The organism is Achromobacter sp. ACM03 (assembly GCF_014851665.1).
In the GTDB taxonomy this organism is placed as follows: domain Bacteria; phylum Pseudomonadota; class Gammaproteobacteria; order Burkholderiales; family Burkholderiaceae_B; genus Achromobacter; species Achromobacter aegrifaciens.
This window is the reverse complement of the sequence record NZ_JACVAD010000001.1, coordinates 960782-986635: the sequence shown is the minus strand read 5'-3', so window position 1 is coordinate 986635 and position 25854 is coordinate 960782. Positions and strand designations below refer to the sequence as shown.

Sequence of the window (25854 nt, the reverse complement as noted above, 5' to 3'; positions counted from 1 at the left end):
GATGAACAAGACAGACAACATCGATCCCGCGTCCGCCGGCGTGCCCAAATGGCCGGTCCTGGCCGCGGCCGTGGCCGCCATCCTGATGGCCCTGGTGCCGCTGGTGGTAAAGGACGCCTTCACCCTGCAGGTGCTGCTGCTGGCCATCATGTTCGGCGCGCTGGGCGCGTGCTGGAACCTCGTGGGCGGCTTCCTGGGGCGGATCTCCTTCGGGCACAGTGTGTTCGTGGGGGTAGGGGGCTACACCACCTTGCTGCTCCTGCACCATCTGAAGCTCACGCCGCTCTTGGGCATCCCGCTGGGCGGACTGATCAGCGCCGGACTGGCCTGGCTGGTGGGCGGACCTACGCTGCGGCTGTCCGGCCACTATTTCGCCATGGCCACCATCGCGCTGCTGCAGATCGGCCTGCTGCTGATGATCAACTGGGAATGGGCGGGCGGCGCGGTCGGCCTGGAGGCGCCCATCGGCGACGCCGCCTGGATGCTGCTGTTCCGCAGCAAGGTGCCGTACTACTGGATCGCGGTGGGCCTGGCCTTCCTGACCTTCTGCGCCACGTTCTTCCTGGTGCATTCCAAGACCGGCTTCTATTGGCGCGCAATCAACGGCGACGAGGCGGCCTCGCGCAGCCTGGGCGTGCCTGCGGACCGCTACAAGATGCTGGCTTTCGTGATGTCGGCGGGCATGACGGGCGTATGGGGCGGCTTCTTCGCCATGTACGTGGGCTTCATCGATCCGGAATCCATGTTCAACCTGACGATGTCGGTGCAGGTCGTACTGGTGACCATCCTGGGCGGGGTCGGCACGTTGATCGGCCCGTGGCTGGGCGCGGCCGTGCTGCTGCCGCTATCCGAGGGCACGCGCGTGCTGTGGGGCAGTTCGGGCATGGGCCTGGACCTGCTGGTTTTCGGCCTGGCTATTTTGTTGGTCACCATGTTCCTGCCGGGCGGGCTGGTCACACTGAGGAGGCGCCGTGGCTCTGCTGGACGTTAAGAACCTGACCAAGCAATTCGGCGGCCTGGTCGCGAACAAGGACATCTCGTTGTCGGTCGAGGCGGGCGAGATCGTCGCCATCATCGGCCCGAACGGGGCGGGCAAGAGCACCTTGTTCAACGGCCTGGTGGGGCACCACGAGCCCACCTCAGGCTCGGTGACCTTCGACGGCCAGTCGATGATAGGCCGGCGGCCCGAACAGGTGGCTGCCATGGGCCTGGTGCGCACTTATCAGATCCCGCGCAGCTTCGGACAGATGACGGTGTTGGAAAACGCCATGGTCGGCGCGCTGTTGCGCCATCCGCGCCTGCAGGACGCACGCCGCGAATCGGCCCGTGTGCTGGAACTGGTGGGCCTGGCCGAGCGCGCCGACGTGAGGGCGTCCGAACTCAATGTGGCGGGACAGAAGCGGGTCGAGCTGGCTCGGGCGCTGGCCACCGAGCCGCGCATGCTGCTGCTGGACGAAGTGGCGGGCGGCCTGAATCCGGCCGAGGCCATCGCCCTGTCCGAGATCCTGCGCGGCATCCACGCGTCGGGCGTCACGCTCATCATCGTGGAGCATGTGCTGGAGGTGGTCATGCGGCTGGCGCAGAGGGTGCTGGTGCTGAACTTTGGCCAGATGATCGCCGAGGGCGCGCCGCAGGAAATCGTGCGCGACCCGGCTGTGATCGAAGCCTATCTGGGGAGAAAGCACCGTGCCTGATGCGATGCTGAAAGTGGAAGACCTGAGCGTGGCCTACGGCGGCGTGCAGGCGGTGCGCGGCTTGTCGCTGGAGGTCAGGCCGGGCGAAATCGCTGCGCTGCTGGGCGCCAACGGCGCGGGCAAATCCAGCACCCTGATGGCGATCGTCGGGTCGGTCAAGCCCAAGAGCGGCCGGGTAATTTTCGAAGGCCGGGACATCACTGGCACCCCGCCGGACAGGCTGGTGACCCAGGGCATTTCCATGATCCCCGAAGGCGCCCGCGTCTTCGCGCGCCAACCCGTGGAACAGAACCTGCGCCTGGGCGCCTATACGGTGCGCGATGAGCGCGTGTACGGGGAACGCCTGGAGCGGGTCTATGCCTTGTTCCCGCGCCTGAAGGAGCGTCGCACGCAACTGGCCGGAACCATGTCGGGCGGCGAGCGGCAGATGCTGGCTATCGGCCGCGCGTTGATGAGCGGGCCGCGCCTGCTCCTGATCGACGAGCCCAGCCTGGGCCTGTCGCCCCTGCTGGTGGAACAGGTATTCGACGCGTTGGCCGCCTTGAACCGCGACGACGGCCTGTCGGTCTTGCTGGTGGAGCAGAACATGGCCCAGGCGCTGGAAGTCGCGGCGCGCGCCTACGTGATGCAGAGCGGCAGGGTGGCGCTGTCGGGCGAAGCGGCGGAACTGGCAGCCTCGGACGAGGTGCGCAAGGCGTATCTGGGGATGTGAGGATGGGGGCGTGACGAAACCGCGCCGGACGCGCAAGGCATCCGGCGCGGACTGCCATCAGAAGATGTGGCGGAAGCCCACTGCGGCGCCGAGCTGGCTGGTCTTGCCGGCGATTTCGCCGCTGGCGGCATCGTTGACCTTGTTCCAGTCGACGGTGCCGTAGATCTGCGAGCGCTTGGACAGCGAGTACTCGGCCACGGCGACCAGCGCGTAGCGCTTGCCCTTGTCGCCATCTTCGACCACGTTCTTGCTCTGGTCGTAGTAGGCGGCGCCGGTGATGGCCCAGCGCGGCGTGGCCTGCCAGGTGACGCCGGCGAAGTAGCCGTTGTCCTTGCGATTCAGGCCGGGGGCCTGTTCGCCGCCCATGACGGCGTTGACCCAGCCGGTTTCGTCGCGGCCGTTGTAGTAGCCGGCGAAGACCTTGGCGGCTTCGAACTGGTAGGAGGCGTTCAGGTTCCAGACGCGCTGGCGCAGATCGGAATCCGTGCCGTCGTAGGTCTGCTGATAGGCAGCGCCCAGGCCCAGCTTGCCGACCGTGTAGCGCAGGCTGGCGCCGTACTGCTGGCCGGCCTTGTGGTCGTTGTAGTCGTCGCCGTTGGCCCAGGACAGCACGAAAGCCAGGTCTCCGATGGTGTTGGAGTACTTGGTCATGTTGTTGGTGCGCACGCGCGACATGGCGGCGGGCAGCCAGGCGTTCTGGTCGTAGTTGCCCACGGTCAGCGGGTCGAAGTAGTCAGCCAGCAAGTCGAACATCGGGGTGTTCTGCAGACCCAGGGTCAGCGCGCCGATGTTGCCGCCGTCCAGGCCGATGTAGGCCAGGCGGCTGAACGTCTTGGACGGATCCGAGCCGCGGCCGTTCTGCATGTTGAAGCCGTTTTCCAGGCGGAAGAAGGCGCGGTTGCCGTCGCCCAGGTCTTCGGAGCCGCGCAGGCCCCAACGGCTGTTGGAGATGGCGCCGTTCTCCATCGACACGCGGCTGCCGTCTTGGCCGACGCTGCCGGCGCTGGTGCTCAGGTAGCGGATGCTGACATCGGCGATGCCGTACAGGGTGACGCTGGTTTCGGCTTGGGCCGCGCCGGCGGCCAGGCCCAGGCTTGCAAGGGCGAGGGATAGGGTAATGCGTTTCATGCTGGGGGCTCCTCCTGGGTAGCGCTATTTTTTAGTGGCGCCGGGCTTTTGGCCCGGCTGTTTGCGCCTGGCGGATCGTCAGGCGCTGGGCCGTCGCACCGACGCTTACGGTAAGCGCGGGTCCGGGCGATGGCCGCATATGCACATATACGCTGTAATGTTGCAACGTAGCAGCGCCTGGGAATTCTAGAAAAACTGGGGCACGAACAACACCTGTTGTTTTTTGGAGTTTTCCCTGGTTTACAGGACGGCAAAACAGGGGGAGCGGGTAGGGCGCCAGCCCTGGCGAAAAAAAACCCCGTTTCAGAAACGGGGTTTTCAGGGTGACGTCGTCCTACAGCGTCATGTGCAGCGGCAGCCATGTCGCTATGCCAGGCACGGCATAGAGCAGCAGCACGGCCAGGATCATCAGGAAGAACATAGGCAGCGAGGCGCGCGCGATGTAGGGCAGCTCTTTGCCGCTCATGCCGGAAAGCACGAACAGGTTGAACCCGACCGGCGGCGTGATCTGTGCCATTTCTACAACGAACACGATGAAGATGCCGAACCAGATCAGGTCGATGCCGGCGGCCTGCACCGTGGGCAGCAGCACGCCCATGGTCAGCACGACGATGGAGATGCCGTCCAGGAAGCAGCCCAGGACGATGAAGAACACCATCAAGGCCATGATCAGCCCGAACTGCGACAGGCCCAGGCCTCCGATCCATTCGGCCAGCGCACGCGGCAGGCCGATGTAGCCCATGGCCAGCGTCAGGAACTGCGCGCCCGCCAGGATCAGCGCAATCATGCAGTACAGCCGAGTGGCGCCCAGCAGCGACTGCATGAAGGTGGAGCGGTTCAGCGATCCCTGCAGCGCCGAGAGGATCAGCGCACCCACCACGCCGACGGCCGCCGCTTCCGTGGCGGTGGCGATGCCGGTATAGATGGAACCCAGCACCGCGCCGATCAGGAGCATCACGGGGATCAGATGGCGCGAGCGCGACAGCTTCTCCAGCAACGTCAGGCCGGGGTCGGCCGCCGGAACCTGGCCGGGATTGCGGATCGCCCACCAGGCGATGTAGCCCATGAACAGCAAGGCCAGCAAGATTCCCGGCACGATGCCCGCGATGAACAGCTTGGCGATGGACACGTCCGCCGCCACGCCGTACACGATCATGATGATGGAAGGCGGGATCAGCAGGCCCAGCGTGCCGGCGCCCGACAGCGTGCCCAGGATCTTGTCCTCGGGGTAGCCGCGGCGCGTCAGTTCCGGGATGGTCATCTTGCCGACCGTGGCGCAGGTCGCCGCGGACGAGCCCGAGACCGCCGCGAAGATGGCGCAGCCGATCACATTGGTGTGCAGCAGCCGCCCGGGCAGGCGGTTGAGCCAGGGGGCGAGGCCCTTGAACAGGTCTTCCGACAGCCGAGTGCGGAACAGGATTTCGCCCATCCACAGAAACAGCGGCAGGGCGGTCAGGGTCCAGCTGGACGACGCGCCCCAGATGGTGACGGCCATGGCATCGCCCGCGGGCCGGCTGGAGAAGATCTCCATGCCGATCCAGGCGGTGCCCGCCAGGGTCAGGCCGACCCAGACCCCGCAGCCCAGCAGCGCGAAGATCGAGACGACCAATAGGGTTATGACGAGTAGTTCATTCATGGGTTTGCTGCGAAGTGGCGGCGGCCAGGCCGCGTGAGCGTCGGATCAGCTCGTCGATCAGGGCGACCAGGAACAGCACCGTGCCCACGGCCATGCTGAGCTGGGGGATCCAGAGCGGCGTGGCGTCGTTGGACGTGGAGATGTCGTTGAACTGCCAGGAGTCGTAGGTCAGCTTGATGCTGAAGAACGCGAAGGCGGACGCCAGCAGGCAGCCGACCGCCAGGGCGAAGATATCCAGCTTGCGGCCCGCGGCGGGCTTGAGCGAATTGAGCAGCAGCGTCACGCGGATGTGTTCGCCGTGCTTGAACGTACTGGCAAGGGCGAGAAACCCGGCGGCGGCCATGAAATACCCGGCATAGGCGTCCGTGCCGGGTATGTTCATGCTGAGCTGGCGCGCGATGATCGCGGCCAGCACCGACACCAGGACGCCGATCGTGCACAGGCCGGCCAGCAGGCCGGCCGCGCCGTAAAGACCATCTAGAAAGCGGCGCATGGAAATATCACTGCTTCTTGTAGGCGTCGATCATGGCCTGGCCGTCGGCGCCAGCCTTCTTCAGCCAGTCGTCCAGCATGCGCTTGCCGATCACGGACAGGCCTTCCTTCAGCTCAACCGTGGGCTGGATGGTTTCCATGCCGTTCTTGGCCAGTTCCGCCTGATACCACTTGTTCTTTTCCTGCGACAGCTTCCAGCCGCGTTCCTCGGCTTGCGCGCCAGCCTTCTTCAAGGCGGCTTGGGCCGCGGGGTCGAGCGCGTCGAACGCCTTCTTGTTGACGATGATGGCGTTCTTCGGCAGCCAGGCCTGGGTGTCGTAGAACTTCTTGATGTACTCGTAGGTCTTGGTGTCGTAGCCGGTCGACGCCGAGGACATGTAAGAATCGATCACGCCGGTGGCCATGGCCTGGGCCAATTCAGCCTGCTGCACCGTGACGGGCTGCGCGCCGACCAGTTCGGCGATCTTGGCCGTCACCGGGCTGTAGGCGCGCCACTTCAGGCCCTTCATGTCGCTTATCTGCTTGATGTCCTTGTTGGCGAAGATGCCCTGGGGCGGCCAGGCCACCGCGTACAGCAGCGTCATGCCGTGCGCGTTCAGCTTCTTTTCGAGGAAGGGCTTCTGCGCCTGGTAGAGCTTGAACGACGCGTCATAGCCGGTGGCCAGGAAGGGCAGGCCGTCCAGTTCGTAGATCGGGTCTTCGTTCGCAAAGTTGGTCAGCAGGATCTCGCCGATCTGCGCCTGGTTGCCTTGCACGGCGCGCTTGATCTCGGGCGCCTTGTACAGCGAGGCGTTGTTGTGCAGCGTGATCTTCAGCTTGCCCTCGGACAGCGTGTCCACGTCCTTGACGAAGGTGGTCAGGTTCTCGACGTGGAAGTTGCTGGCCGGGTAGGCCGTGGGCAGATCCCATTTGGTTTGGGCCTGTGCGCCTGCGCTGAACGCCAGGACGATGCTGCCGGCGAGCAGGGAGATTTTCTTGTGCATGGGTGGGTCCTTCTTTGCGAATGGTGAAGCCGGGTTGTGCCCGATAGGCATTGCGAAAAAGAGAGCGCCGCGGCGATGACGCGCAGCTGAAAAGCCGTGCCATTCTATGTTGCTATGCGGCGGCGGGGCGCGCGAAATCGCGTCTTTACGGGTTATTCCTAACAGGCGTGCGCACTGCCGATCATTGAGGGTTCAATCTTTGCGCAAACGCATTGCGGCAGCCGTTTTTCTTCTAACATTGCGCTATCGAAAGCGTGATGCCGAGGCATGTGTGAACTTCGTTTTTCGTCGTGATGAGTTGTTGGTGGAAGAGACTTCGGCCGTCCTGCCGGACACTGCATTGTGTGTACGGATAGGCGTGGCGGCCACGGCCCTGCAGCCGATCTGGACGCTGCCCGGTTCGCCGTACCGCACCGTGCACGTGGATCCGGGCGTGGAGCCGCCGCAAGGCTATGCGTTCAGGAAGCTGCGTTCGCTGTTTGGCGTACTGGATGACGAGCGCATGGCGCTGGCCGGACGCGCCTACCAGATCGCCGAATGGGCGCGCACGCACCGGTTCTGCGGCGTCTGCGGTACGCCGGCGGAGCGGGTGCCCACCGAATTCTGTCTGCGTTGCCCGTCCTGCGGCTTTTCGGCCTATCCGCGCATTTCGCCCGCCATGATGGTGCTGATCCGCAAGGGCGACAGCATCCTGCTGGCACGCCATACCACCACCGCGACCTCGCGCTATACCGCGCTGGCCGGCTTCGTCGAACCCGGCGAAAGCATCGAGCAGACCATCCACCGCGAGGTCCACGAGGAAGTCGGCCTGAAGGTCGGCAACCTGCAGTATTTCGGCAGCCAGTCCTGGCCGTTCCCGCATTCGCTCATGGTCGCGTTCACAGCGGACTACGTGTCCGGCGACATACGCGTGCAGGAAGACGAGATCGCCGATGCGCGCTGGTTCGGTCCCGGCGACCCCATGCCCGATATCGCGCCGCGGATTTCCATCGCGGGGTGGTTGATCCGGGCGAACCTGCCCATGGGCTGGTCGGCGCCTTAAGACGGCCTGTTTCGGCTGTAGTCCTGTAGGGGTATTCCCTTGAAAGAGGGGATTTCCGGCGTCTTATTCGTATTTTTTATTGATGAAATATAGATAAATTATTAGTATTTCGTTCAGATAAACTCGGCTTGCGTCTTCCATGACCCCCACTTTGATTGCATCGTCGGCCCATTTGGCCGGCGGCAGCGCGCCCGACCTTTCCGAAGTGGAATTCGGTCTGATGATCGCCAGCCACGCGTTCGACCGCTGGACCGTGCGCTGCATGGCCGCGGCCGGGCTGCCCGACCTGACGCCCACCGACGTGATGGTCTTTCATCATGTCTATCACCGCGAGCGCCCCAAGAAGCTGGCCGACATCTGCTTCACGCTGAATGTCGAGGACACGCACATCGTCAGCTACGCGCTGAAGAAACTCGACCGCCTGGGTGTGGTCAAGGGCGAACGCAGCAGCAAGGAAGTGTTCTACAGCGTGACCCCGGAAGGCGCGGCCATACTCAAGCGCTATGCCGAGGTCCGCGAGCAATGCCTGACCGCCGGCCTGGACGCGCCGGGCGGGGGCGGGCTGGACTTCAGCCGCCAGCTGGCGCATACGCTGCGCGCGTTGTCCGGCCTGTACGACCAGGCGGCCCGCGCGGCGACCTCTCTCTGATTCCGTTTACCCGTGCGCGGCCGCAGGCGCCGCGGCGACCCTTTGTTTGCAAGGACAGCTATGAAGTGGCAATTCTGGATTGACCGTGGGGGTACCTTTACCGACATCGTGGCGCGTCGCCCCGACGGCACGACCACCACGGCCAAGATGCTCTCGGAAAACCCCGAGCAGTACCGCGACGCAGCCGTGGCCGGCATCCGAAAGTTGCTGGGTATCGCGCCCGGCCAGCCCGTGCCCGCCGACCAGGTCGAGTGCGTGAAGATGGGCACCACGGTGGCCACCAACGCCTTGCTGGAACGCAAGGGCGAGCGCACCTTGCTGGTCACGACGAAGGGGTTCCGCGACGGTCTGCGCATTGCCTACCAGAACCGTCCGCGCCTGTTCGACCGAAATGTCGTCCTGCCCGAGATGCTCTACGAGTCCGTAGTGGAAGCGGATGAGCGCGTGGCCGCCGACGGCGAGGTGATCCGCGAACTGGATCAGGAAGCGCTGCGCACAGCCATGCAGGCCGCCTACGACAGCGGCATCCGCGCCGTGGCCATCGTCTTCATGCACGCCTGGCATGCGCCCGAGCACGAACGCATCGCGGCCCGCATCGCGCGTGAAGTGGGCTTCCCGCAGGTGTCGGCCTCGCACGAGGTCAGCCCGCTGATCAAGTTCGTGTCGCGCGGCGACACCACGGTGGTGGACGCGTATCTGTCGCCCATCCTGAAGCGCTATGTGGACCAGGTGGCCGGCGAACTGCCGGGCATCCGCCTCATGTTCATGCAATCGAGCGGCGGCCTGACGGACGCGCATCGCTTCCGCGGCAAGGACGCCATTCTGTCGGGTCCCGCCGGCGGCATCGTCGGCATGGTGCGCACCAGCGAGATCGCGGGCTTTCCCAAGGTCATCGGCTTCGACATGGGCGGCACTTCCACCGACGTGTCGCATTACGCCGGCGAATTCGAACGCGAATTCGAGACCCAGGTGGCCGGCGTGCGCATGCGCGCACCCATGATGAGCATCCACACCGTGGCGGCGGGCGGCGGCTCGATCCTGCATTTCGACGGCGCGCGTCTGCGCGTGGGTCCGGATTCAGCCGGCGCCAACCCGGGGCCCGCCTGCTACCGCCGCGGCGGCCCGCTGGCGGTGACGGACTGCAACGTCCTCCTGGGCAAGATCCAGCCCGACTTTTTCCCCAAGGTCTTCGGCCCCGAGGCCAATGAACCTCTGGACCGCGATGCGGTCGTGGCGCGCTTTACGGCCATGTCCGACGAAGTGCGCGCCGCCACTGGCCGCGAAATGAGTCCCGAACAGCTGGCCGAAGGCTTCCTGGAAATCGCCGTGGGCAACATGGCCGAGGCCATCAAGCGCATCTCGGTCCAGCGCGGCCACGACGTGACCGAGTACGCGCTGACGGTGTTCGGCGGCGCGGGCGGCCAGCATGCCTGCCTGGTCGCCGACGCGCTGGGCATGACCACGGTGTTTGCGCACCCGCTGGGCGGCGTGTTGTCGGCCTACGGCATGGGCCTGGCCGACCAGACCGACATGCGCCAGAAGACGGTCGAGAAGGTTCTCGATGCCGAACTGATGCTGGCATTGAAGGGCGAATTCGACGAGCTGGCCGGCCAGGCGGTCGGCGAACTGCGCCGCCAGCACGTGGCGGAAAGCGACATCAGCGTGCAGCGCCGCCTGCATCTGAAGTACCGCGGCACCGATACCTCGCTGGAAGTGGCGTACACGGACCTGGAACAGGCGCGCAAGGAATTCGAAGCGGCCTACCGCCTGCGCTATTCGTTCTTGATGCCCAACCGCGAACTGGTGGTGGAAACCATCTCGGTCGAAGCCACGGGCGGCGGCGAGCGCGTCGGCGACGCGTCCGCGGCGCGCGTGCGCGACGGCGCGCTGGCTCCCAGCCGCGTCGTCAGCATGTACAGCGGCGGCGCCTGGCGCGACACGCCCTTGTACGTGCGCGAGGACATGGCGGGCGGAGACGTGGTGGCGGGACCCGCCATCATTTCCGAACCCAACCAGACCACGGTGGTCGAGGCCGGCTGGCAGGCGGAACTCACGGCGCAGGACCACTTCGTGATCCGCCGCGTCGAAGCGCGTCCGGAGCGCCGCGCCATCGGCACGCAGGCCGATCCGGTCATGCTGGAGGTCTTCAACAACCTCTTCATGTCGATCGCAGAGCAGATGGGTTACCGCCTGCAGAACACGGCGTACTCGGTCAACATCAAGGAACGCCTGGACTTCTCTTGCGCGATCTTCGATGCGCAGGCGCGCCTGATCGCCAATGCTCCGCACATGCCGGTGCATCTGGGGTCCATGGGCGAGTCCGTGCGCACGGTCATGAACGCCAACGCCGGCAACATGCAGCCTGGCGACGCCTACGTGGTGAACGATCCGTACCACGGCGGCACGCACTTGCCCGACGTCACGGTCATCACCCCGGTGTTCGACCGCGATGGGCGGGAGATCCTGTTCTACGTCGGTTCGCGCGGCCACCATGCCGACATTGGCGGCACCACGCCGGGTTCGATGCCGCCGGATTCCAAGACGGTGGAAGACGAGGGCGTGCTCTTCACCAACTTCCAGCTTGTGAAGAACGGCGAGTTCCGCGAAGCCGCGGCGCGCGGCATCCTGGGCTCGGGCCGCTGGCCGGCCCGCAATCCGGACCAGAACATCGCCGACATGCACGCGCAGATCGCCGCCAATGAAAAGGGCGTGCAGGAGCTGCTGCGCATGTGCGACCACTTCGGCCTGGACGTGGTCCGGGCCTACATGGGGCACGTGCAGGACAACGCCGAGGAAGCGGTGCGCCGCGTGATCTCGGTGCTGAAGGACGGCAGCTACGAGTACCCGCTGGACAACGGCGCGGTGATCCGCGTGGCCGTTAAGGTGGACACCGAGGCGCGCAGCGCCGTGGTGGACTTCACCGGCACGTCCAACCAGCTGGACAACAACTTCAACGCTCCGGGCGCCATCGCCGTTGCGGCGGTGCTGTACGTGTTCCGCACCTTGGTCAATGACGATATTCCGCTGAACGACGGCTGCCTCGTGCCGCTGTCCATCATCCTGCCGGAAGGCTCGATGCTGCGTCCGAATCCGCCGGCCTCGGTGGTGGCGGGCAACGTGGAAACGTCCATGTGCATCGTCAACGCGTTGTATGGCGCGCTGGGCGTGCTGGCCGCAAGCCAGGGCACGATGAACAACTTCACGTTCGGCAACGCGCGTCATCAGTACTACGAGACCATCTCGGGCGGCACGGGCGCGGGTCCTGTGCGCATCGACGCGGCGGGTCCTCGCGATGAAGGTTTCGCCGGGACCTCGCTGGTGCAGGCGCACATGACCAACTCGCGGCTGACGGACCCCGAAGTGCTGGAGTTCCGTTTCCCGGTGCGTCTGGAATCCTACGAAATCCGCAAGGGCTCGGGCGGCGCCGGCCGCTACCCGGGTGGTGACGGCGGTGTGCGCCGCATCCGTTTCCTGGAGGACATGACCGCCGCCATCCTGTCGAACAACCGCCTGTATGCGCCGTTCGGCCTGGCGGGCGGGCAACCCGGCGCCATGGGGCGCAACTCGGTCGAACGCGCCGACGGTTCGGTCCAGGAACTGGGTCCGCAAGACAGCGCACAGCTGCGTCCGGGCGATATCTTCGTCGTCGAAACTCCGGGAGGCGGCGGGTACGGGGCGGTGTAATCCGTCTGCACCGAAAGACAACGGCCGCGTCAGTGATGACGCGGCCGTTGTGTCGATGGGTCAGGCGGCAATCTCACTCCGTATCTGACATCACATCCAGCACGATCTCCGCTTTCGCCTTCCGGTCATACACCCGCAAGGTCACTTCGCTTTCCCCAATTTCAAAGACCGCCGTCGCCAGCGTGTTCTCGTCATCGGGATCATCCGGCGAGGTCCGCAGGATAGGCAGTTCGCCGTCGGTGTCGTGCAGCGCGGCGAGCAGATCCGCGCTGGCGGTCGCGCTGGACCAGCCGTCCACGATGCCCTCGATGCGGTTCTGCCGCGCCCGCGACGAGTCGGTGACGATCTGCGCGATGCCGCCCATGTCGGCATGCACCATGTGATTGGCATGGCCGTAGCGCGTGCCGATCTCCAGGATGGAAACCTCGCCCGGCGCCACTTCCGCGCTGAGCAGGCGGGCGTCGCCGGCCGCGCCCAGGGTGTGGTGAAAGCCGCCGGAGTGCGGTAGGTCCCGCAACAGGCCGAGCGCCTCGTCCAGCGTCGTGCAATCCAGCACCGCGCGCGCCATCAGCATGCGCGGCACGCCGGGATGCCGCTGCCGGATGCGCAGGTTGTTGATGGTCTGCACCAGTCCGGCGCGGTTGGCGCCGAAGGTATGGCCGGGCAGCGAGCCCGGATAGTAGAAGCTGAGGTAGCCTGGCGCGTCTTCCAGCGCCACGTCGACCAGATGGCAGCGCCCGCGCAGATAGGGATCGCCGTCCTCGTTGTGTGCGATCCAGCGCGTGCCGTCGGCCGCTTTCAGCGCGACGGACGTGCAGCCGTCGGTGGTGCTGTGCAGCAGGTCGCCGCGGCAGTTCCACAGCAGCACGTCCTCGATCGGCATGTGCAGGCCCTCGGCCATACCTTCCAGTTCTTCCCAGATTGCCGGCAGCGCAGCTTGCGCCTGTTGCGCCAGCTCGTCGAGGAAGGCGTGGCCGCGCCATGGCCGCAGCGCGTCCCAGGTGCGGCTTTGGTCCAGGTAGGTCGCCATCAGGGGCCGCGCCAGCTTGCCCAGCGCGAGGCCCGTCTGACGCCGGTTTCCGGCAATGCGTACATGTTTGTAGGCCATGGGAATCCTCCGGGTGTCATGCGGATTGTAAATTTTCCGGCCGCTGCCGGGTGGGGACGTATGCGTTAAGATCGGCGGTAAGCCGTGCCGGAGACCCCGGCGCAGCCCAGGAATCATGCCCCTACAACAACCCCGGGGTGCCGACTGGTCCCCAAGAGGAGAGTTTCATGATCAAACGCAAAGTCGCCGCCGCACTGGTCGGCCTGTCCGTGGCCATGTTCGGTGCCGTCTCAGGCGCGCATGCCCAAGGCAAGGAATTGGTGGTGGCCACCGATACCGCTTTCGTGCCGTTCGAGTTCAAGCAGGGTAATACCTACGTGGGCTTCGACGTGGATCTGTGGGCGGCCATCGCCAAGGAACTCAACCTCAAGTACAAGCTGCAGCCCATGGACTTCGCGGGCATCATCCCGGGCCTGCAAACCAAGAACATCGACGCGGCGCTGGCCGGCATCACGATCCGCGACGACCGCAAGAAGGTCATCGACTTCTCCGATCCCTACTACGAAAGCGGCCTGGCCATCCTGGTCGGCGAAAAGAACACGGACATCAAGGACGCCAAGTCCCTGGCCGGCAAGACCGTCGCGGTCAAGACCGGCACCGCCACCGTGGACTTCCTGAAGGCGCAGGTGCCGGATGCGAAGCTCAAGCTGTTCCCGAACATCGACAACGCCTATCTGGAACTGGCTACCGGCCGCGTCGACGCCGCGGTGCACGACACGCCCAATGTCCAGTACTACGCCAACACCGCCGGCAAGGGCCGCGTGAAGGTGGTCGGCTCGGTCAAGAGCGGCGACTTCTACGGCATCGCCTTCCCCAAGGGCAGCGATCTGGTGCCGCAGGTGAACAAGGCGCTGGCCACGCTGAAGGCCAACGGCCAGTACGACGCCATCTATACCAAGTGGTTCGGCAAGAAGCCCTGAGCATCCGGGTCCGCATTGCATTCCGGGACCGCCCGGCATCGGCCTGCGCCGGCTGATGCCGGCAGCTACGCCGCAGTCGGGCGTATGGTCCCGCGCCGCTCCCGCCGCGCTACGGCGCGGCGCCGCGCCATAGGGGGAATATCGTGGAGTTTGACTGGACTGTAATCAGGGACGCGCTACCCAATCTGCTCGAGGGTACGCTGATGACCATCAAGATCACGTTCTGGGGCTTGTTCGGCGGTTTTTTGCTGGGCGCGCTGTCCGGCGTGACAAGGGCTTACGGGCATCCCATCCTGTCGGCCATCGCACAGGTCTACGTCGCGGTCATCCGCGGCACGCCGATCGTGGTGCAGGTGATGTTCATCTACTTCGCCTTGCCTTTGCTGGCGAACATCCGGGTGGACGCGGAGTGGGCGGCCATCGTCACGCTCATCATCAATTCCGGGGCCTACATTTCCGAGATCGTGCGCGGCGCGCTGCTATCGGTGCACAAGGGCCTGAAGGAAGCCGGACAGGCCATGGGGCTGCCGTTCCACAAGATCCTCTTCCACATCATCGGGCCGGTGGCGTTCCGCCGCATGATTCCGCCGCTGGGCAACCAGTGCATCATCAGCCTGAAGGATTCTTCGCTCTTCATCGTGATCGGCGTGGCCGAACTGACCCGGCAGGGCCAGGAAATCATGGCCAGCAACTTTCGCGCCGTCGAGATCTGGTCGGCGGTGGCGATCGTCTACCTGATCCTGACCGGCCTTATGGCGTTGGGCCTGCATCTGATTGAAAGAAGGATGCGCATACTATGAGCATGGTTGAATTCCACAACGTCACCAAGACTTTCGGCGAGTCCGTGGTGCTCAACGGGATCTCGCTGAACATCGACGCGGGCGAGGTCGTGGTGGTGGTTGGGCCCTCGGGTTCGGGCAAGTCCACCTTCCTGCGTTGCATCAACGTGCTTGAAACCATCAACGATGGCGATCTGCTGGTCGATGGCCTGAGCGTGAACGGCGGGGCCGCGCAAGTGCGCGAAATCCGGCGCGAGGCGGGCATGGTGTTTCAGCAGTTCAATCTGTTCCCGCAGATGACGGCGCTGGAAAACGTCATGTTCGGCCCGATCCATACCCGTGGGCAAAGCCGCGCCGAGGCGCGTGAGCTGGCCGAAAGCCTGCTGGCCAAGGTCGGCCTGGCCGAGCGCATGGACCACTATCCGTCCGAGCTTTCAGGCGGCCAGCAGCAGCGCGTGGCGATTGCGCGGGCGCTGGCCATCAAGCCCAAGCTGATGCTGTTCGACGAGCCCACGTCGGCGCTGGATCCGGAGCTGCGCCACGAGGTGCTCAAAGTCATGCGCGACCTGGCCGAGGAGGGCATGACCATGGTCGTGGTCACGCATGAGATGGAGTTCGCGCGCAAGGTGGGCAGCCGCCTGATCTTCATCGACGCGGGCAAGATCGCGCATGACGGCCCGCCTGGCGAATTGCTGAGCAATCCGCCCAGTCAGCGGCTCAAGGATTTTCTGCAGCACGTGACCTGAGCAGAGCAGTGCAGAGCTGGCGATTCAGCCCTGCACTGAAGAACTGCTCAACCCTTCACGCGCACGATCTTCTGCACTTGCGGCACGTGCCGGATGGCGCGGATCACCTGCGCCAGGTGCTTGCGGCTGTCGACCTGGATCGTCAGATGCAGCGACACCGTGGCGACCGCGTCGTCGTGCATGGTGACGTGCACGATGTTGGCGTCGGCCGCCGTGACTTCCGCCGCCAGCCGGCCCAGCACGCCGCGTTCGTTGCGCGTGACGATGTCCAGGCGCGTGGCCAGGTGCTTGGCGGTGTTGTTGGGGTCCCAGGCGACGTTGATCCAGCGTTCCGGTTCGCGCAGGCGCTGGCGCATGGCCACCGGGCAATCGGCGGTGTGCACCACCAGTCCGTGTCCCATGCGCATGCCGGCGATGATGGGGTCGCCCGGCAGCGGGCCGCAGCAAGGCGCCAATTGCACCGCCTGGCCCTCATTGCCCTGGATCAGGATGGGGGCGCTGCGCGCCGAGGTCAGCTCGTCCACGGCAGCGGCCGTGGTTGCGACCAACTGGTGTTCGGGCGCGAAGCGGCGCGCCACCACGGCGGCCAGGCGCTTGCCCAGGCCGATGTCGGCCAGGATTTCCTCGCGCGAGCTGGCGCCGGTGCTGCGCGCCAGCTTCTGCCAGGCCGGGTCGTCGGTGGCGGGCAGGGGCATGTGCAGCTCTTGCAGCGCCTGGCCCAGCAGGCGTTCGCCGAAGGCCACCGATTCTTCGTACTTGACTGTGCGCAGGTAGTGGCGGATTTCAGAGCGCGCGCGGCCGGTGCGCACGTAGTTCAGCCATTGCGCGTTCGGACGGGAGGCGGGGGATGTGACGATTTCCACCGTGTCGCCGCTGTTGAGTTCGGTGCGCAACGGCACGAACTCGCCGTTGACCTTGGCGGCCACCGCCTGGTTGCCGATGTCGGTGTGGATCGCGTAGGCGAAGTCCACCGGCGTCGCGCCGCGGGGCAGCGAAATGATCTTGCCGCGCGGCGTGAACACGTAGACCGCGTCGGGGAACAGATCGACCTTGACGTGCTCCAGGAATTCGCCGGAATCGCCGGTCTGGCTCTGGATGTCCAGCAGCGATTGCAGCCACTGGTGGGTGCGCTTCTGCAGGTCGTTGAGGGTCAGGTCCGCGCCCTTGTAGAGCCAGTGCGAGGCCACGCCTTCTTCCGCAACGTGATGCATGTCGCGGGTGCGGAACTGGAACTCTACCGGTGTGCCGTAGGGGCCGACGAGGGTCGTGTGCAGGGACTGGTAGCCATTCACCTTGGGAATGGCGATGTAGTCCTTGAACTTGCCGGGCACGGGCCGGTAGAGCTGATGCAGCGTGCCCAGCGCCAGGTAGCACTCGGGCAGGGTGTGCACGATGACGCGGAAACCGTAGATGTCCAGGACGTCGGAGAACGACTTCTTCTGGTCGACCATCTTGCGGTAGATGCCGTAGAGCGTCTTCTCGCGGCCGGTGACCTCGGCTTCGATGCCGGCGGCGGGCAGCGAAGCCCGCACCGAATCGGCGATCTTGGTGATGACCTCGCGGCGGTTGCCGCGCGCGGCCAGCACGGCCTTGTACAGCACCTGATAGCGGTTCGGGTACATGGCCGCAAAGCACAGGTCCTGCAGTTCGCGGAACAGCAGGTTCAGGCCCAGGCGATGCGCGATAGGCGCGTAGATGTCCAGTGTTTCGCGCGCGATGCGGCGGCGCTTTTCCGGATTGACCGCGTCCAGCGTGCGCATATTGTGCAGGCGGTCGGCCAGCTTGATGAGGATGACGCGCACGTCGCGCGCCATCGCCAGCAGCATCTTGCGGAAGCTCTCGGCCTGTTGTTCGGCCTTGGTGGCGAAGTCCAGGCGGTCCAGCTTGGACAGGCCGTCGACCAGTTCTGCGACTTCAGGGCCGAATTTCTCGGCCAGCTCGTGCTTGGCGATGCCCTGGTCTTCCATCACGTCGTGCAGCAGGGCGGCGGACAACGCGTTGACGTCGAGCTTCCAGCCTGCGCAGATTTCGGTGACGGCGATGGGGTGAGAGATGTAGGGCGAACCGCTGGCGCGGAACTGGCCCAGATGCGCCTGGTCCGCGAAGCGATAGGCTTCGCGCACGCGCTCTACGTCTTTCTTGTCGAGATAGCTGCCGATGATTTCGGTCAGCGGCGCCAGCGAAGCGACCGGCGAGGCGGTCGCGTCCGCCGCTTCTTGCGCGGCGACGGACGGTGGCGTGGGGGGAGTCTTGTCTTTCTTGCCGGTGCGGCGCCCGAGACGGGAGCCGGCACGCAGTGCGGCAAGCAGACCTGATGAAGCGTACTTCAGCCCGGGAAAAGCCATGCTTGCCGCCCCCGGAGATTATCAGGTGGGTACTTTACGCAGCATTTCCACGCCGGTGAGGCCGCCCGCGATTTCGCGCAGGGCAGTGACCGTGGGCTTGTCTTTGCTGTCCAGGCGCGGGGCATGGCCTTGCGCCAACTCGCGGGCGCGGTAGGTCGCGGCCAGCGTGAGCTTGAAACGATTGGGGATTTGATTCAGACAGTCTTCGACGGTAATGCGAGCCATTAGGACACCTGGTGCTGATGGAGGATAGGGAGAATGCGTTCGGCTCAGTGCTCGGCCGGGATGCCCAGCTGCGAGAACAACTGGCTGTGGCGGGCGGCCTGAGACGAAAAGCGCAGCCGTGCGGCGCTGACTATTTGAGTCAATTCCGACAAGGCCACGCTAAATTCTTGATTAATAATAACATATTCGCATTCAGGCGCGTGGGCGATTTCGCCGCCCGCGGCCATCAGGCGGCGCGCGATCACCTGGGGCGCGTCCTGGCCGCGCGCCTTGAGCCGGCTTTCGAGTTCATCGATGGACGGCGGCAGCACGAACACGCCGATCGCGCCGGGGAAGCGCTGCTTCACCTGGCGCGCGCCTTGCCAGTCGATCTCCAGCAGCACGTCGCGGCCGGCGCGCGTGGCTTCGTCGATGCGGTCTCGCGGCGTGCCGTAAAAGTTGCCATGCACTTCCGCCCATTCCAGCAGGTTGTTGCCCTCGCGCAGGAGCTTGAATTCGTCCGTGGACACGAAGCGGTATTCGCGGCCGTCTTCCTCGCCGGGGCGGGGCGCGCGGGTGGTGCAGGAAATGGAGAGCAGGATGGAGGGGTCTTGCTGGAGCAAGGCCTTGACCAGGCTGGACTTGCCGGCGCCGCTGGGCGCGACGACCATGAAGACGTTTCCGGGATTGGCGGACATGAATGTGGCAGGCGTGTGATGCTAAGACACGAAGAATAACAAATCACGCGGCCGGGCAGGGGGAACCCGCAAGCCGGCCGCGTGATCTGCGCCTGCCGGACTCAGCCGCCCGCTTTGGCGGCGGCCTGGGTCAGCTTGCCACCGGCTGGCGGCGAGTCGCTGCCCAGCAAATGGCCGTTGACCTCGATACCGTAAAGCGAGTCGTCGGAGTCGTGGTACTTGGCCCGGGTCGCGGCGACAGACTCTGTATAGCGCGGATCCTGCGGACGCTCGTGCGCATTCATGAAGTAGGCGACGTCCCAGGCTTCCTGGTCGCTCAGCATGCCGGCCTGTCCGAGCGGCATGTTGGCCTTGATGAAGCCGGCGGCATTGCCGATCTGGTGCATGCCCGCGCCCCAGTTGAAGGAGTCCGCGCCCCACAGGGCGGGGAACACCCAGTGCTTGCCGTTCTTTTGGCCTTGGCCCTCGGCCCCGTGGCAGACCGCGCAGTATTGCGCATAGACCTCGCTGCCGCGCACGTAGTCGGCCTTCTTGGAGGGCGCGGGCAGCTTGCGGTAGCCCTGGCCCTCCAGCACCACGCCGGTGGGCGCCTTGCTGGCCAGCCAGAACATATAGGTCTGCAGCGCGGTCAGGGTGGGATCGTCCGCGGCGGGCGCCTTGCCATTCATGCTGAAGCGGAAACACCCTTGCAGGCGTTCGGCCAGGGTGTTGACGTGGCCGTTCTTGGCGCGATAGGCGGGGTAGAGCACGTAGGCAGCCCACATAGGCGCGGAGTCCGGCCGGCGGCCGGCGTCCAGGTGGCAACTGACGCAGTTCAGGTTGTTGCCGACAAACTTGGCGGCGTTCTGCGGGGTGTGCAGGAAGATCTGTTCGCCTTCGCGCACGGCTTTGCCGAAATCGTTGTCGGGGATGGACGCGGCCGACGGCGGCGTGAAGGACGGGCGGGGTTCGGCCGCAAACGTGGCGGCGGACGCGAACAGACAGGCGGCGGACAGCAGGCGCAGGCTGGTGGCGGTCATTGCTGGGCTCCCGCGGCGGTGTTGGCTTGCGCGGCAAGCTGGTCGGCGGCCTTGGGCAGGCCTGCATAGTAGGCGGAGACGGCGTCGATCTCGGCGCTGGACAGGCGCGTGGCCACGGCCGGCATCAGGCCCAGCGGACCCGGAGGGCGCTGGCCTTGCTGCCAGGCGCGCAGTTGGCCCGCGATGTAGGCAGCGGGCTGGCCCGCCAAGGCGGGGAAATTCGCGCCGACGCCGATGCCGCCCGGCCCGTGGCACTGGTTGCAGGCGGGCACGTTCTTGTCCCAGGCGCCGCGGGTGGCCAGCCAGGCGCCGGTGTCCGCCGGCTTGGCCGGATGCATGGCGGTGGCGGCCAGTTTGTCGATGTCCAGCGCGGAAGGCAGCGCGGCGTAGTACTGCGCCACAGCCTTGCGCTGCGCCGGGTCCAGCGCCTTGGCGGTGGCGGCCATGACCGGGCTGACGCGCGAGCCATTGGCCATGGCTTCGAGCTGTTCGTCCAGGTACGCACTGCCCATGCCGGCCAGTTGCGGAAAGCCGGCGGCGGGATTGCCCTCGCCACGGGCGCCGTGGCAGGTGATACAGGCGGGCGCGCCGTTGGCGCCCTGGGTGCTGATCTGCTTGCCGTCGGGCGCGCTTTGCGCACCGACCGAGGCGGCGTACAACGCGCTCAGGACCAGTGCGGCGGGTAGGGACCGTGGGGTCATAGAACCTGCTCCGTGGGTGTTATTGGATTTTTGGTAATAAGCTAATTTCCAGGAATTATATAAAGACTTGTGACGGATCAACACGGGATTGTCGACCCTGTGGCATGCGTTGCGCAGATTTTTCTGCGCGGAATAGCTGAGCGGGCGCGGATCCGTCGGTCGCGATCGGTGCAGGAAAAACGGGTCTTCCGGCGCATTCGGCAGCTTGTCCATGCCGGGTAATTTTTGCTTGCGTGTGACGCGTTCGAATGTGTCACGGCTGGAACCTTCGCTTGCAGCATGCCCAGAATGATTGGGGTAGCATTCCGCCGATCGATAACAAGGAGAATCCGATGCAAGCGAACGAGATCGAACACCCGCGCGTGGCGCTGGTCACCGGCGCCGGTACCGGCATAGGCCGCGCGGTGGCGCTGGAATTCCTGGCGCAAGGCTATCGGGTCGTGTTGGCCGGCCGTCGCCGCGAACCGCTGGAAGCCACCCGCACCGCGGCGGGCGAGGACGGCGTGAGGGCGCTGGTGGTGCCCACGGATGTATCCGACGAGCAGGCCGTGCGCGAACTATTCGATGCGGCGCAGCGCGAATATGGCCGGCTGGACGTGCTGTTCAACAATGCCGGCCGCGGCGCGCCCGCGATGCCGATCGAGGAGTTGCCCGTATCGCTGTGGCGCGAGGTGGTGGACACCAACCTGACCGGCATGTTCCTGTGCGCGCAAGCCGCCATTCGCGTGATGAAGGCGCAGAATCCGCGTGGCGGGCGCATCATCAACAACGGTTCGATCTCGGCGCATGCGCCGCGTCCGTTCTCCATCGCCTACACCGCCACCAAGCACGCGGTGACCGGGCTGACCAAGTCCATTTCGCTGGATTGCCGGCCCTACAACATCGCTTGCGGCCAGATCGACATCGGCAATGCCGCCACCGACATGACCGAACGCATGGCCGCAGGCATCCTGCAGGCGGACGGCAGCACCAAGGTGGAGCCGCGCATGGACGTGGCTCACGTGGCGCAGGCGGTGGCCGCCATGGCGCGCCTGCCGCTGGAGGCCAACGTGCAGTTCATGACCATCATGGCGACCAACATGCCCTTCGTGGGCCGGGGCTGAAACGCGGCAAGCCTGCGGCGGCGCGTCCTTGCTGGACTGGCCGCGGCAGGCTGTGGTGCCTCCCCCAGGGGCGTCGGCAGCGACGCCCCGATTTTTTCCGTCAGCGGGCGGACGCCTGGGCCAGCATCTGGCCCGGTTGCATATCCAGATAGCGCCGGGCGCCGACGTAGCGCTTGGTCCAGTACGAATTCTTCATTTCGTCCACACGCACCTTGGTGCCGCGGCGCGGAGCGTGGACAAACTTGTTCTGGCCGATGTAGATGCCGACGTGCGAGGTCACGCCGCGGCCGCGCGTGGCGAAGAACACCAGGTCGCCGGGGCGCAGATCCTGCTTGTTGGCGACGGATTCGCCAGCGGTGCGTTGAGCGCGCGCCGTGCGAGGCAGCTCCAGGCCGGCGATTTCACGGAAGACGTGCAGGACCAGTCCGCTGCAATCGAAACCGTCGGCATCGTCGCCGCCCCAGCTATAGGGGGTGCCGATGGCATCCAGGCCGGCTTGCACGACACGGTCGCGCAGGGTGGGGACGGTGGGTTCCTGGGCCAGGCGCAGGCCGGTAAGCGAGGGGCGGGCCTGCTCGGAGCGGACGGACGCCTGGGCGGCGTCGGGAATCCAGGAAAGGGTCAGGGCGATGATGGGCGCTGACAGGAATACGGGAATGCGTAGTTGGGCAATTCGGGCTTTTCGCGTGGGCGGCGTCATTACGTCACTTCAAGAATCGGAGTGGGCGGCATGGCTTTGCCTGGACAGGCAAGCCGGCGGAAAGGGGGGCAACACCGGGACGTAAAACCCCGGACTGCCATGTGATTGTAATGGAATAATGTTTCATTACATTTGTAGTGCAATGCAGCATTCTTGTCGGTGGAAGTTACGGCGCGCGCAGCTTCCCGGGCCGTCGAATATGACATTTCATCTGGCGCGGGCTCGGGCATAATCGTCGCAATCGGCCCTGCGGCCCGGCAAGCCGGCAGCGGCCGCGGTTACAGATAAGATGAGAAGCGGAGTAAAGCTCGATGATGAACGCAGTGCACCCTTTGTCTTCCATGAGCCGGCCAGAAGCCTTGCCCTTCGAGCCGTTCCAGGATGCGGTGGCGGCAGTGGAGCGCCTGATCGAAATCTATGCGCGCAATACCGCATTCCTGCGCGCCGCCTTCCGTGAAGTGCTGAAAGGCTCGACCAACGGCCGCGAGCGCGCCCGAGCCTACTACCCGGCCATCCGCATCGTGGTGGAAACCTACGATCCGATCGATACCCGGCTGTCCTACGGCCACGTCGCCGAACCGGGCATTTACCAAACCACCATCACCCAGCCCGCGCTGTTTCGCGACTACCTGATCGAGCAGGTCAGCCAGCTGCTGCAGAACCACCGCGTGGCGGTCGAAGTCGGCGAGTCCGATTCGCCCATTCCGCTGCATTTCGCCTTCCCCGAGGGCGCCTACGTCGAGGGCGAGCACCTGGAGGCACTCAAGCGGCCCCTGCGCGACCTGTTCGACGTGCCCGACCTGGCGGTGACGGACGATGCCATCGTCAACGGTTCCTGGCGCGGCAAGGAGGGCGAGCCCAAGCCGCTGGCGCCTTTTACGGCCCAGCGCGTGGACTATTCGCTGCACCGCTTGCAGCACTACACCTCGACCGCGCCCGCGCATTTCCAGAATTTCGTGCTGTTCACCAACTACCAGTTCTACGTGGACGAGTTCTGCGCCCGCGCCCGCGCGCTCATGGCCAGCGGCAACGAAGACTACGAAATGCTGGTGGAGCCGGGCAACCGCATCACGCGCCGGGGCGAAAGCGGCCCGGGCGACGAGGACCAGGCGGTCCGCCTGCCGCAGATGCCGGCCTACCACCTGGTGCGCGGCGACCATTCGGGCATCACGCTGGTGAACATCGGCGTGGGACCGTCCAACGCCAAGACCATTACCGACCACATCGCCGTACTGCGCCCGCACGCCTGGCTGATGCTGGGCCACTGCGCGGGCCTGCGCGATTCGCAGCGCCTGGGCGACTACGTCTTGGCTCATGGCTATGTGCGCGAGGACCACGTGCTGGACGCCGACCTGCCGACCTGGGTGCCGGTGCCGGCGTTGGCCGAGGTGCAGGTGGCGCTGGAGCAGGCGGTCGAAGAAGTGGCCGGGCTGTCGGGCTGGGATCTGAAGCGCATCATGCGCACGGGCACGGTCGCCACCATCGACAACCGCAATTGGGAACTGCGTGATCATCTGGAACTGGTGGAGCGTTTTGCGCAGTCCCGCGCGATTGCGCTGGACATGGAATCCGCCACCATCGCGGCCAACGGCTTCCGCTTCCGCGTGCCGTACGGCACCTTGCTGTGCGTGTCGGACAAGCCTTTGCATGGCGAACTGAAGCTGCCCGGCATGGCCAGCGCCTTCTACCGCCGCCAGGTGAATCAACATCTGGAAATCGGCATCCGCGCCCTGGAGCGGCTGCGCGACATGCCGCCGGAACGCCTGCATTCGCGCAAGCTGCGCACCTTCATGGAAACGGCGTTTCAATAGGTTCGTCGATCCGTCCCCGAGGCCGTCCGATTTCACCGGATGGGGCCTCTTGCGCTATTCTCGCCGGTTGCTTGGAAATTCCCAGGCACCTGGCGTTGCGCACAGGTGCCTTCATGACCTGAAGGAAATGCATTTTGGCACCATCGGAACACGATGAACGTCGCTCAGGCGGCACGCGCGAGGCGAAGGCGAACCCGCCTTCCGAACTGCGCCGCACGCTGTCCGCGCGCCACCTGACCATGATTGCGGTGGGCGGGTCCATCGGCACCGGCCTGTTCGTGGCCTCCGGCGCGACCATCGCCAAGGCCGGCCCCGGCGGGGCGCTGCTGGGCTACGTGCTGATCGGCATCATGGTCTATTTCCTGATGACCAGCCTGGGCGAACTGGCCGCCGCGATGCCGGTTTCCGGTTCCTTTTCCACCTACGGCGCGCGCTATGTCGAGGACGGCTTCGGCTTCGCCCTGGGCTGGAACTATTGGTACAACTGGGCGGTGACCGTGGCGGTGGACCTGGTGGCGGCGCAACTGGTCATGGCCTACTGGTTTCCCGACGTGCCGGGTTTCTATTGGAGCGCCCTGTTCCTGGCGATCACCTTCGGCCTGAACGCCATGTCGGCGCGCGGCTTCGGCGAGGCAGAGTTCTGGTTCGCGCTGATCAAGGTGATCGCGGTGCTGGCGTTCGTGGCCATGGGCGTGATGATGCTGCTGGGCATCATCCGGGGCGGAGAAACGGGCGGCCTGGCCAACTGGACCGTGGGCGATGCGCCGTTCTCAGGCGGCTTCGCGGCGCTGATCGGCGTGGCCATGGTGGTGGGCTTTTCGTTCCAGGGTACCGAGCTCATCGGCATCGCCGCCGGCGAATCCAAGGACCCGGCGCGCAACCTGCCGCGCGCGGTGCGCCAGGTCTTCTGGCGCATCCTGCTGTTCTACGTGGCGGCCATCCTGGTCATCGGCCTCTTGATTCCCTATACCGACCCGCACCTGTTGCGCAACGAGGTCGAGGACATCAGCGTCAGTCCCTTCGCGCTGATCTTCGAGCGGGCCGGCCTCCTGGGGGCGGCTTCGGTCATGAACGCGGTGGTGCTGACGTCGGTATTGTCGGCGGGCAATTCCGGCATGTACGCGGCTACACGCATGCTTTACAGCCTGGCCCGCGAAGGCAAGGCGCCGCGCATCTTCGGCCGCATCTCGCGCAGCGGCGTGCCGCTGTGGGCGCTGCTGGCGACGACGGTCGTGGCGGCGCTGTGTTTTTTCACCTTCATTTTCAGCCCCAACGCCGTCTACATCTGGCTGCTGAACACCTCCGGGATGACGGGCTTCATCGCCTGGCTGGGCATCGCCATCAGCCACTACCGGTTCCGCCGCGGCTACGTGAAGCAGGGCCATAACCTGGCCGATCTGCCGTATGTGTCGCCGTTCTTCCCGTTCGGGCCGATCTTCGCTTTCGTGCTCTGCCTGATCATCACCCTGGGGCAGAACTACCAGGCGTTCCTGCAGGACAAGATCGATTGGGGCGGCGTGGTCGCGACCTACATCGGGATTCCGCTGTTCCTGCTGATCTGGGCCGGCTACCGGCTGGCGCGCGGCTCGCGCTTCGTGAACTACCGGGACATGCATTTCCCGGATGCGCGGGCGCGTAGTGCTTATCTGGATTCAGCGCTGCGGGGGGAGCCTGCGGCGGGCGAGGCGAGGTGAGGGCTG

General features: G+C 65.5%; 23 protein-coding genes. 12 read left to right on the top strand and 11 right to left on the bottom strand.

Annotated elements, in window-relative coordinates:
• The first annotated feature begins 1 nt into the window (after position 1).
• Genes IB257_RS04445 through IB257_RS04435 form a run of 3 tightly spaced genes read left to right on the top strand, consistent with a single transcriptional unit; the run spans position 2 to position 2406 of the window.
• Positions 2–991 (top strand): branched-chain amino acid ABC transporter permease, encoded by a 990-nt coding sequence (locus tag IB257_RS04445; protein ID WP_192491916.1) that lies wholly within the window; start codon positions 2–4, stop codon positions 989–991.
• Complete coding sequence (locus IB257_RS04440) at positions 972–1694, top strand: ABC transporter ATP-binding protein (protein WP_054454046.1); 723 nt, start codon at positions 972–974, stop codon at positions 1692–1694. Before IB257_RS04445 ends, IB257_RS04440 begins: the two co-directional genes overlap by 20 nt.
• 4 nt (positions 1695–1698) lie before the next feature.
• On the top strand, positions 1699–2406 hold the full coding sequence (locus IB257_RS04435) for an ABC transporter ATP-binding protein (RefSeq protein WP_119451598.1): 708 nt from the start codon (positions 1699–1701) through the stop codon (positions 2404–2406).
• Between the two features lie 57 nt (positions 2407–2463).
• Here IB257_RS04435 and IB257_RS04430 read toward each other — a convergent pair whose 3' ends face one another.
• From IB257_RS04430 to IB257_RS04415, 4 genes are all read right to left on the bottom strand, one after another.
• Positions 2464–3534 (bottom strand): porin, encoded by a 1071-nt coding sequence (locus IB257_RS04430; RefSeq protein ID WP_054454050.1) that lies wholly within the window; start codon positions 3532–3534, stop codon positions 2464–2466.
• A 334-nt stretch (positions 3535–3868) separates the two neighbouring features.
• Positions 3869–5170, bottom strand: a complete 1302-nt coding sequence (locus IB257_RS04425; protein ID WP_119451596.1) for a TRAP transporter large permease — start codon at positions 5168–5170, stop codon at positions 3869–3871.
• Entirely contained in the window at positions 5163–5663 is a 501-nt protein-coding gene (locus IB257_RS04420) for a TRAP transporter small permease (RefSeq protein ID WP_042793698.1), read from the bottom strand. The genes IB257_RS04425 and IB257_RS04420 overlap by 8 nt, the downstream gene beginning before the upstream one ends.
• Before the next feature lie 7 nt (positions 5664–5670).
• On the bottom strand, positions 5671–6645 hold the full coding sequence (locus IB257_RS04415) for a TRAP transporter substrate-binding protein (protein WP_054454053.1): 975 nt from the start codon (positions 6643–6645) through the stop codon (positions 5671–5673).
• Between the two features lie 271 nt (positions 6646–6916).
• On the opposite strand from IB257_RS04415, the gene nudC reads away from it, so the two are divergent.
• The 3 genes from nudC (at position 6917) to IB257_RS04400 (ending at position 12020) form a co-directional block, all read left to right on the top strand.
• Positions 6917–7687: an NAD(+) diphosphatase gene (gene nudC, locus IB257_RS04410; protein ID WP_119451595.1), complete on the top strand. Its 771-nt coding sequence runs from the start codon at positions 6917–6919 to the stop codon at positions 7685–7687.
• A gap of 139 nt (positions 7688–7826) precedes the next feature.
• A complete protein-coding gene (locus tag IB257_RS04405; protein WP_119451594.1) occupies positions 7827–8336 on the top strand; it encodes a winged helix DNA-binding protein in 510 nt (169 codons plus the stop codon).
• Between the two features lie 60 nt (positions 8337–8396).
• Positions 8397–12020 (top strand): hydantoinase B/oxoprolinase family protein, encoded by a 3624-nt coding sequence (locus IB257_RS04400; RefSeq protein WP_175181010.1) that lies wholly within the window; start codon positions 8397–8399, stop codon positions 12018–12020.
• Positions 12021–12093: 73 nt separating this feature from the next.
• On the opposite strand, the gene IB257_RS04395 is transcribed toward IB257_RS04400, so the two are convergent.
• Positions 12094–13128: a C45 family peptidase gene (locus IB257_RS04395; protein WP_192491915.1), complete on the bottom strand. Its 1035-nt coding sequence runs from the start codon at positions 13126–13128 to the stop codon at positions 12094–12096.
• 167 nt (positions 13129–13295) lie between these two features.
• On the opposite strand from IB257_RS04395, the gene glnH reads away from it, so the two are divergent.
• The 3 genes from glnH to glnQ all read left to right on the top strand — a co-directional run bounded on the left by glnH (position 13296) and on the right by glnQ (position 15573).
• On the top strand, positions 13296–14048 hold the full coding sequence (gene glnH / locus IB257_RS04390; RefSeq protein WP_054454063.1) for a glutamine ABC transporter substrate-binding protein GlnH: 753 nt from the start codon (positions 13296–13298) through the stop codon (positions 14046–14048).
• Between the two features lie 143 nt (positions 14049–14191).
• Positions 14192–14848: a glutamine ABC transporter permease GlnP gene (gene glnP, locus IB257_RS04385; RefSeq protein ID WP_054454065.1), complete on the top strand. Its 657-nt coding sequence runs from the start codon at positions 14192–14194 to the stop codon at positions 14846–14848.
• Positions 14845–15573 carry a glutamine ABC transporter ATP-binding protein GlnQ gene (glnQ, locus tag IB257_RS04380; RefSeq protein WP_054454067.1) on the top strand — a complete coding sequence of 243 codons (729 nt, stop codon included), beginning with the start codon at positions 14845–14847 and terminating at the stop codon, positions 15571–15573. The genes glnP and glnQ overlap by 4 nt, the downstream gene beginning before the upstream one ends.
• Positions 15574–15620: 47 nt before the next feature.
• Here glnQ and IB257_RS04375 read toward each other — a convergent pair whose 3' ends face one another.
• The 5 genes from IB257_RS04375 to IB257_RS04355 form a co-directional block, all read right to left on the bottom strand.
• A complete protein-coding gene (locus IB257_RS04375; RefSeq protein WP_054454071.1) occupies positions 15621–17918 on the bottom strand; it encodes a bifunctional (p)ppGpp synthetase/guanosine-3',5'-bis(diphosphate) 3'-pyrophosphohydrolase in 2298 nt (765 codons plus the stop codon).
• Positions 17919–17939: 21 nt separating this feature from the next.
• Positions 17940–18143: a DNA-directed RNA polymerase subunit omega gene (gene rpoZ / locus IB257_RS04370; RefSeq protein ID WP_006219679.1), complete on the bottom strand. Its 204-nt coding sequence runs from the start codon at positions 18141–18143 to the stop codon at positions 17940–17942.
• Between the two features lie 44 nt (positions 18144–18187).
• Entirely contained in the window at positions 18188–18820 is a 633-nt protein-coding gene (gmk, locus tag IB257_RS04365; protein WP_082400970.1) for a guanylate kinase, read from the bottom strand.
• Positions 18821–18921: 101 nt separating this feature from the next.
• On the bottom strand, positions 18922–19839 hold the full coding sequence (locus tag IB257_RS04360; RefSeq protein WP_175160442.1) for a c-type cytochrome: 918 nt from the start codon (positions 19837–19839) through the stop codon (positions 18922–18924).
• Entirely contained in the window at positions 19836–20540 is a 705-nt protein-coding gene (locus IB257_RS04355) for a c-type cytochrome (protein ID WP_192491914.1), read from the bottom strand. Before IB257_RS04355 ends, IB257_RS04360 begins: the two co-directional genes overlap by 4 nt.
• Positions 20541–20872: 332 nt before the next feature.
• Between IB257_RS04355 and IB257_RS04350 the strand changes: the two genes are divergently transcribed.
• On the top strand, positions 20873–21643 hold the full coding sequence (locus tag IB257_RS04350) for an SDR family oxidoreductase (RefSeq protein WP_054454077.1): 771 nt from the start codon (positions 20873–20875) through the stop codon (positions 21641–21643).
• 100 nt (positions 21644–21743) lie between these two features.
• Here the strand turns inward: IB257_RS04350 and IB257_RS04345 are convergent, their stop codons facing one another.
• Entirely contained in the window at positions 21744–22343 is a 600-nt protein-coding gene (locus IB257_RS04345; protein WP_054454079.1) for a C40 family peptidase, read from the bottom strand.
• 311 nt (positions 22344–22654) lie between these two features.
• Between IB257_RS04345 and IB257_RS04340 the strand changes: the two genes are divergently transcribed.
• Both IB257_RS04340 and IB257_RS04335 read left to right on the top strand, forming a co-directional pair.
• Entirely contained in the window at positions 22655–24154 is a 1500-nt protein-coding gene (locus IB257_RS04340) for an AMP nucleosidase (RefSeq protein ID WP_370127645.1), read from the top strand.
• 134 nt (positions 24155–24288) lie between these two features.
• Positions 24289–25848, top strand: coding sequence for an amino acid permease (locus IB257_RS04335; RefSeq protein ID WP_054454080.1), 1560 nt, complete (start codon positions 24289–24291; stop codon positions 25846–25848).
• The last annotated feature ends 6 nt before the right edge of the window (positions 25849–25854 follow it).